The organism is Paenibacillus sp. CECT 9249 (genome assembly GCF_918697855.1).
Taxonomy (GTDB): Bacteria; Bacillota; Bacilli; order Paenibacillales; family Paenibacillaceae; genus MSJ-34.
Map to the genome: position 1 here is coordinate 1 of NZ_CAKKLI010000086.1, position 7,931 is coordinate 7,931.

7 protein-coding genes are annotated in these 7,931 nt (G+C 35.2%); 5 read left to right on the top strand and 2 right to left on the bottom strand.

Going from position 1 to position 7,931, the window contains the following annotated elements:
* Positions 1-123: 123 nt before the first annotated feature.
* Both LQ229_RS26590 and LQ229_RS26595 read right to left on the bottom strand, forming a co-directional pair.
* Positions 124-1,029 carry a copper amine oxidase N-terminal domain-containing protein gene (locus LQ229_RS26590; RefSeq protein WP_230193379.1) on the bottom strand — a complete coding sequence of 302 codons (906 nt, stop codon included), beginning with the start codon at positions 1,027-1,029 and terminating at the stop codon, positions 124-126.
* Positions 1,030-1,067: 38 nt separating this feature from the next.
* The gene (locus LQ229_RS26595; RefSeq protein WP_230193380.1) at positions 1,068-2,582 is read right to left on the bottom strand and encodes an S-layer homology domain-containing protein; all 1,515 of its coding nucleotides are present in this window, start codon (positions 2,580-2,582) and stop codon (positions 1,068-1,070) included.
* A gap of 126 nt (positions 2,583-2,708) precedes the next feature.
* Between LQ229_RS26595 and LQ229_RS26600 the strand changes: the two genes are divergently transcribed.
* The 5 genes from LQ229_RS26600 (at position 2,709) to LQ229_RS26620 (ending at position 7,591) form a co-directional block, all read left to right on the top strand.
* Positions 2,709-2,900 (top strand): helix-turn-helix transcriptional regulator, encoded by a 192-nt coding sequence (locus tag LQ229_RS26600; RefSeq protein WP_062410733.1) that lies wholly within the window; start codon positions 2,709-2,711, stop codon positions 2,898-2,900.
* Positions 2,901-3,083: 183 nt separating this feature from the next.
* Positions 3,084-3,767: a helix-turn-helix transcriptional regulator gene (locus tag LQ229_RS26605; RefSeq protein ID WP_290370083.1), complete on the top strand. Its 684-nt coding sequence runs from the start codon at positions 3,084-3,086 to the stop codon at positions 3,765-3,767.
* Between the two features lie 176 nt (positions 3,768-3,943).
* Positions 3,944-5,248, top strand: a complete 1,305-nt coding sequence (locus LQ229_RS26610) for an SIR2 family protein (protein WP_230193382.1) — start codon at positions 3,944-3,946, stop codon at positions 5,246-5,248.
* Positions 5,226-5,696: an ABC-three component system middle component 4 gene (locus LQ229_RS26615; RefSeq protein ID WP_230193383.1), complete on the top strand. Its 471-nt coding sequence runs from the start codon at positions 5,226-5,228 to the stop codon at positions 5,694-5,696. Before LQ229_RS26610 ends, LQ229_RS26615 begins: the two co-directional genes overlap by 23 nt.
* On the top strand, positions 5,693-7,591 hold the full coding sequence (locus tag LQ229_RS26620; RefSeq protein ID WP_230193384.1) for an AAA family ATPase: 1,899 nt from the start codon (positions 5,693-5,695) through the stop codon (positions 7,589-7,591). The genes LQ229_RS26615 and LQ229_RS26620 overlap by 4 nt, the downstream gene beginning before the upstream one ends.
* Positions 7,592-7,931: the final 340 nt, after the last annotated feature.

A 7,931-nucleotide genomic window follows, 5' to 3' on the forward strand; every position in this document is an offset into this window, starting at 1 on the left:
TAAATGACTTGATTTTCGGGCTGGGTTTAGTTTGGTGCTGTCATTTTCCCTGACTCCCTTGCTTTACGGCCAAGAAAATTTCCAATTCTCAAGAATCAGGGACTTGACATCTTACCGCTGGACTTAGTTACTAATTCCGAGTGCTTTATATACAGCAGACATTGGAACAATATTTTGGTATTGATCAATTACAGTCAAATCAGTATTAAAAGACTTTTTAAGTTTAGATTCTGCAATCTTTTGAGTATATATAAAGTAAGAGTCGAATACAGAAGTTTCACCATATAAATCGTTGTCCTCATATATAACGATATTAATACTAAATTCCCCAAGGTTACTGAAGTTGTAAATAGTATCTGTTTTTAATACTGTGGATTTTCCTTTTCTTTGGTTCTCACCTTCAATTACGCTGGCAACAACACGCTTACCCTCTATTGAAGGTACATTAATTTTTAGGGTTTTATTGGAAGAGTCGAAGTCGATACCCTTAAATATCTTCTGCGCAACTTCCTTTTGATTTCCTACAGGCGTCCACGTAACAGAACTTTCAGGAACCGGAGTTTCCCAAGGAGTGTTAATTTCAACTACGTTATTTTGTCCATTACTTCCGGATACCCATTTAACATCAGCGCCAAGTCCCTCAGAGATTACGCGGAGAGGAACCATTGTACGTCCGTTCTGGAGAACCGGAGCGCCTTCAATAGTTGAGACTTTACCATTTTTCTCGACCTTCTTGCTATTAAGCAAGACTTTAACTTCATTATGTTCAGGTTCATCAATTGTTGCAGTAATAGGTTGGTCATTAGATACCCATTCAACCTTTGCGCCAAGGGCTTCGGAGATGAAGCGAAGCGGGACATAGGTTAACTGCGAATTTGTATCAATGTAAGCTGGTGCTTCATACGAATTAACTGTGTTTCCGTTTACTTTGATGATAACAGCTTGGTTCCCAGCGGCATTAACGGTTAAAGGTAATGATGAAACGGCAACTGCCGATGCAAACATGATTGATAAAAATCGGTTTTTCATTAGTTGTGCGTCCTCCTTAAACTGTAGTGCTGATACTCTCAATTACTGTTGATACCCAGAGCTTTGTATACAGCATTTAGAGACACATTATTTTTGTATTGATCCTTAACTACAAGGTCTGTAGATGGTACTCCATCTGCCCAACCATGTTTTTTTGCCAATGAGTATGAAAAAATTGTGTACTCGTCATCTGTCTCTGTATAAGTTTCATCAGTAAAAATGGTAATATCCAGTTTAAATTCGTCAGGCAGGTTTTTAAATGTGTAAACTTTACCCAAAACTATTTTCTCTTTTTTAGTACCATATTGAATACCTACAAGCGGATTCTTACTAGGCATTTTAGGGATACTAAAACTTAATGTACGTGTTTCATTATCCCAAGTGAGGGGCTTAAATATCTGATTACCGTAAACCTTTTGTTCTTCAGTAGGATTCCAAACCGCTGTATCCTCTTCCACTACATTAGCCGGTATTTTCAAGGATTCTTGGGAAGTATCTGACTGCACATTTTGGTTGTCTGAGTCAAAACCCAAAGCCTCAAGTACTACACTTAGCGGCACAATATTCTTGTACTGATCAACTACAATAATATCTTCCGTGTTTGTACCAGGTTTGCCTTCAAGATAATGAGGCAATTTATCTTTAGAATATAAGTCGTACTTATCGACAATGAAAATTCCACCGTCTTTTTCTTCAACAATTTGGATATTCATCTTCACACTGTTAACATCATTGTATTCGTACAACTTATTAAGCGTTATTTTCTGGTATTTGGCATCGTTGATTGCAATTCCAGAAATAACCTCTTTGCCATCAACAGACGGAACTTTAACCTTCAAGTTTTGGTTAGCGATATCATATCGAATTAGCTTAAACACTTCTGTGGCATATTCTTTCTGTCTATCAGTCGGCGACCAAGTAACTTCCTGAACATCTTTAATCTCACTATTCGGGTTATTGTACTTATCTTCGGTTGTTGGCGCTGCTTTAAGCACATCAAGTTTTGTTTTAACGTTCCTTGTGAATGCAATCGCTTCGGCACGGGTCAATAGATCATTCTCTTTATAACCGGAGATACTTCTCTCCGTTTTCCCATTGGATAACCCGGTATCTAGTAAGTAATGTATAGAATCTCTCACATTAAAATTTTTCCCTGATGCATTGGTTAGTAGTTTGGCAACTTGGCCGCGGTTTATTGGCTTATTTGTATCATCAACAAGCGTCCAATTGCTTTCACTAGCGTACTTTAATAATGGAGCATCCCACGTATCCTCTTCCGTTGGTTTCGGTATATCGACTTTGTAGGCTTTGAGCAACATAGAAAGAAATTCGGATTGTGTGACGTTCTGATCGGGCTTGAACGAGCCGTCAGGATAGCCACTTACGATTTGGTTTTCCAATCCCCACTGAATGGCAGAAAACCCCCAATGCGTCTCTGATACATCGTGAAAGGCTGATTTCGAATAGGTTGATTGATGTTCATTTGCTATCACTGTTACTGGCATAGTGATTAATGACAACGAAAGGCTTAATGAAATAAAAGTTCTTCTCATTGGTTTCCCTCCAGTTATTGTATAGTAAAACGCTTCATTACGATATATATTACACGAAACATATATCGTTATAAAGTCAAAGTACATTGGATAACATAGGGGAAAAAGCAGTTAGGAGCATTTCCCTTGAAATTAAGTGAAGCCAGAAACAATAAAAATATCGTTCAAGAGGATTTGGCTCACATGATCGACGTATCGTTAAGGTACTACCAGCGGTTAGAGAGCGGAAAATCCATTCCAACTATTAAGATAGCTTTACGCATATGTAGAATATTGGACGTAAGCCCATTTGAAATCGATGAATGGCAAGATGATTGAAACCGTCAAGCATTAGCTGGCGGTTGTTTTTATGTCATCCAACAAAATTATATTGAGATGAGTTTTTTTATTTCAACGGACTTTAAGTCACATTCGTTTAAATTCAGACAAAAATATACAACCAAAGTCATAATTAACCGATATATCAATTAGGAATATTGTTGGATAGCGTGGGTGTTGATTGTGGATATACGGTCAGAATTCGGCCTAAGGGTAAGGGAGCTTCGGGCGCGAAGCGGTATGTCACAAGAACTGTTAGCAGATCGTTCAGGATTGGATAGAACTTATATTAGCGGCGTCGAGCGTGGAGAGCGGAATATAAGCTTGGTGAATATCGAAAAAATTGCCGCCGCGCTAAATGTATCTATTGAATATCTGTTTTCGAGTGAGCGGTTTTCAGCGAATCTGGCTTATCAGCAAAAGGACTTTAAGGTTCCCTTTTTGGAGCGTTTCAAATTCCATTTAGACACTGACAGGAAAATTCTGGCCTTTCAGGTGAACGGATTATTAACGGGAGAAAATGTGGATTATATGTCTCGTACTTTGTTAGGCATTACGTCCGCCTTTTCACAAGGTGAATTGAATATTTTCGTAGATCACCGCGAGATGAAAGCATCGGATGGTGAACCCGTTGTATATTCACCTGAGGTAGCGGAGCGAGCGGTTCAATTCCAGCAAAAAGTAATCTCATGGGGTAAACAGGCGGTGGTGCTGTGCAATTCAGAATTTATGGTTCATCAAATGAACCACGTAACGACAATTAGCGGAATACGTGACAAAGCGGTTCATCTGTATGGAAAAGATAAAGAGATGATCGGCAGGGCATATGAATTGCTGGATATTAACGGAAATGAATTGATTAAGTAATTTGGGAAAAACATGAACCTTGTTCTGTAGAAGAGTTTAGGTATAGAACTGTCAGATTTCAGATATATCTTCCAATTTCATGAAGGATAATGATGTATGCTGTCGAATAATCTACCAAATAGATAATAGATAATTTTAACTTTTCTAAGTTTACATAGGCATTTGGGAGGATATGAATGACTAGTCAAAACATTGCCCATCTGAGGAAAATGTATTCTATAGGACGATTAGTTCCTTTTATAGGTGCTGGTTTATCAGTTCCTTTTAAAATTCCGAGTTGGGTAGATTTAATAACCGAATTAGCTTCAAATATGCCATCACAATTTCGACCAGTTGTGCAATTTGAACTGGATCACAAAAATTATTGGGATGCTGTGGAATGCTTAATAAAGTATGGTGGGTATGACGAAAGACAAATTCAAGAAGAAATTGTTCGGTTAATTCAAGAGAAGCAGGTTAGATGTCCAAGTGATGATGAACATAATTACTCTGACATAGGGAAATTAGATTTTCAACGTATTTTGACTACTAACTATGATCAATGGCTATTTGAATATTTACAAGGAGATCGGTTATATCCTCAGATATTAAGCCAATCTTCTGTTAGTTCTCATGAGTTGGTTTTAGATCCATCACCAAAACGAATATGGCATTTGCATGGAAATATATCGGATACTGGTTCACTAGTTCTTACTAGAACAAAGTATAAACAGGTTTACTCGCAAGAAAAGTATAAAAGACTATTTTCGTTATTATCGGGAAGCTGTGTGTTATTATTTATGGGCTTTTCTTTTGATGATGAGTATATAAGGCAGCTTATACAAGATTACAACGATACTTTTCAAGCGCGACATTTCATCTTGTTAGATCGGCCAAGTACAGAAATAACAAGAGAGCTAAAAGAAAAGTACAGGTTGGAGGTTATTCCTTACGACTCAACAAATTCAGGTCATGCCAAAGAAATTCGTAGAATTTTGTATGAGATAACTGCGACGGAATCTCTCCCTCCTTCATCTATGGATGACGATGAGCTTTTTGTTGAGCCACCTGACCCTGAAACGAAGAAAGATTTAAACAGCAATTTGTTTTGCAAAAAGATTAAACTAGAGAGAATTGATAATGAAACCTATGAACTAAGTAAAGATTTTTTCTTTTTTGCTGATAAATATATCAGAAAATTAAGGAAGAAACGTTTTGATGAAAGAGTAATTGGAACAATTTTGACAGTATGTGCTATGAAATATGCGGATATTAAAAGGTCTAGTTATAATGTTCATTTTGATAGTCAATTATTTATTGATGAAGTTCATAAACAATTTGGTTGCCTTGATTATGGAAGGCTGACTAAGGTAATTCAAGAGTGCCTTCCATATGATTTTGAAAATAAAGGGCTGATTCATGTATTAGCAGATGACTGGGAAAAAGATATTTGGTGGGGAGAAAATAGGATAAGTAAGGATGAATATTATGCAGAACAGTAACTTGCCAGCTTCTCTCAGGTTGCTTTTCAATAATCCTTTTTTGGAAATGATGAATGTGCTATTAGTCATTAATGCATTCAGCAAACGTTCAGGATTAAATATTAGACATATATTGTTTTATTATAGTGTAGCTGTGTCTGATATTGAATTACCATCCCTTGAGAAAAACGAAAATAAATACGATTCTCTAGATAACGAGAATATTTATTTTGACATTCAAAGACAAATTAAAAATATATTAATAAATTTATACTCTCAGAACTATATTAGCATTTCACAAGAAAAGAACGATAATTACATGTGTTCAATAACAACTGAAGGGAAGGAAATCGTAGCGCAATTAGAAAGTTCCTATTTTAAAAAGATGCAAGAGAAAATTAATTTAATAAAAGAACAAATTAAGTACTCTGTTGAGGCTGAAAAATTTATTATGGGAGTAAAAAAATGATTCAATCCGTCAGAATTAACAAGCTGATTGTTGAAGGTGACTTTTATAAAAGAACGTTTCCTTTTGACCGAGGGCTTAATATTATTTCGGGTGACAGTTATAGCGGTAAATCACTTGTTTTAAAATTAATAGACTACTGCCTTGGAGATAAAGAAAAGATAAACTTAAACGTTCAAAAGGAATTAGGGCAATTTTGTGATTATGTTTTTCTAGAGCTTGAAATAATGGGCAAAACTTTCACTCTTAAAAGAGAACTAAAACAAAACACATCTAAAATTCATATATATTATGCTGGAGCGCAAGAAATCCCTTCATTTATTCCTAAAACGATTGATTATCAGGATTTATCGAGGTTCATTCTTGATTTGTTGGAAATACCTGAGTTTAAGAGAATCAAAAACAAAGCCCACGATACGACAAAAACGACAGAATCAATTTCTTTCAGGGATATACTGCGCTTTGTATATATCAATCAGCACGAATTAGGAACTAAGAACTTTTTGAACTATGAGAATCCTTTTGTCAGGCCCAAAAATAAACCGACGTTTCAATTACTCCATAAGTTGATAAATCCGGATTTAGATGCTTTAATTCAACAAATTGTTGATAATGAAAATAAGATTAAACAACTTGAACGGGAAATTGAAGGATTAAATCAATATCTCAAGGAACGAGATGCAGAAGACCAGTTGCTTTTGCAGGGAGAATTAATTAAGTTATCCCAAAAGATTAATGAAAAAAGAGAGGAAAAACAAAGACTTCTTCAAAAGATAAATGATAAGAAGAGCGAAAATAATAAATTGTATAACGAAGTTAGACTTGAAGTTATTAATCAAGCTAGGGAACTTTCAAACATGGAGGAACTTCGTAGAAGTATTCAGTTTTCGTTAAGTAGTAAAAAGAATCTTCTTGATGATTATAATAAAGAATTGGAAGAAATGGTTGCAACGAAGGAAGCATTCTTTCACTATAAATTTGACCATCATGAACATCACTGTCCTTTGTGTGATTCAATAATAAAAATGAATCAACCTTTAGAAAGCAAAGAATCAATAGAACATGCTATCAATCAATTAAATAAAAAAATATCTACTCTAATAGCGTCGATTCAGCAAAATGAATCCGCATTAAACGAAGCTAACTCTTATATTGACCAAATAAAGGGCAGGAAAGAAATTTATGATACTGCTTTTAAAAAGTTTTCAGAGAATATCGAGACACCTTTCCTTGCCGAGATAGAGGTTCTTAATAGTTTTATTTCTTCCTTTCAAAACAATGAAAACCTCATTAAAGAGTTTATTCGTGTTCACAAAAAAATTGAAGAAAAGAATATTGAAATTAGTTCTACTCAAAAAATGCTGGATAGATTAAGAAGTCAGGAGCAGGGCTTACGAGTTGAAGGTAAAGTTGAGGAAGATATCTTAATATTTATAAATAATGAGTATAGAAAATTATTAAAAAAGTTTAATTTCTCTACGAATCCGTTAGCTGATTATATAGATAACGAGTCTTATATGCCTTACTACCACAATGCAAGTGTTTTCGAACATGAGAGTGGTGGTTTGGTTATGTGTATACAAATAGCTTATCTTGGTGCGATATTAAAACTGAAAATTGAGCAACCTCAATTAAATCATCCTGGCCTATTGATGTTGGATACATTAAGTAAGTATTTAGGTATAAATTCTAATGTAACAGATGATGAAAGATTAGATCCACAGAGTTATAGGGCAATTTATAGTTTCCTTATAGAACTTCAAGACGATGTTCAAATTATTGTTGTGGATAATACTCCTCCAGAATTAGCCGCTAATTTTGTAAAGTATGAATTTTACCGAAATGATCTCAAAGGATTTATCAATATGGACTTAAATGAAAAGAAGAGTCCAGAATGACGCGATTTTCCATTGAAATGATCGGCAAGGCTTATGAACCAATGTAAATTAATGGGAATAATATTAATCAATCCCATGAAATAAACCGCCAGTAATCTGATCGGCGGTTTATTTTTTGCCCAAAAGCAGCTTTTTGAGTCGAAAATAGTATAGGTGAATTATTAGTTTATTCACGAATTTTGTATAGCCACACTATCTGCATATTGATGGTTAAGTGTTATTGCTAACGCATAATGTCCGGAGATTGATGGTGTAAGTTATCCTGCTATTGACGGTTAATCTGACCGCATCCGGATATACGAGAGGGGGAATTATGATAATTCTCCCTGAATGACGCGTT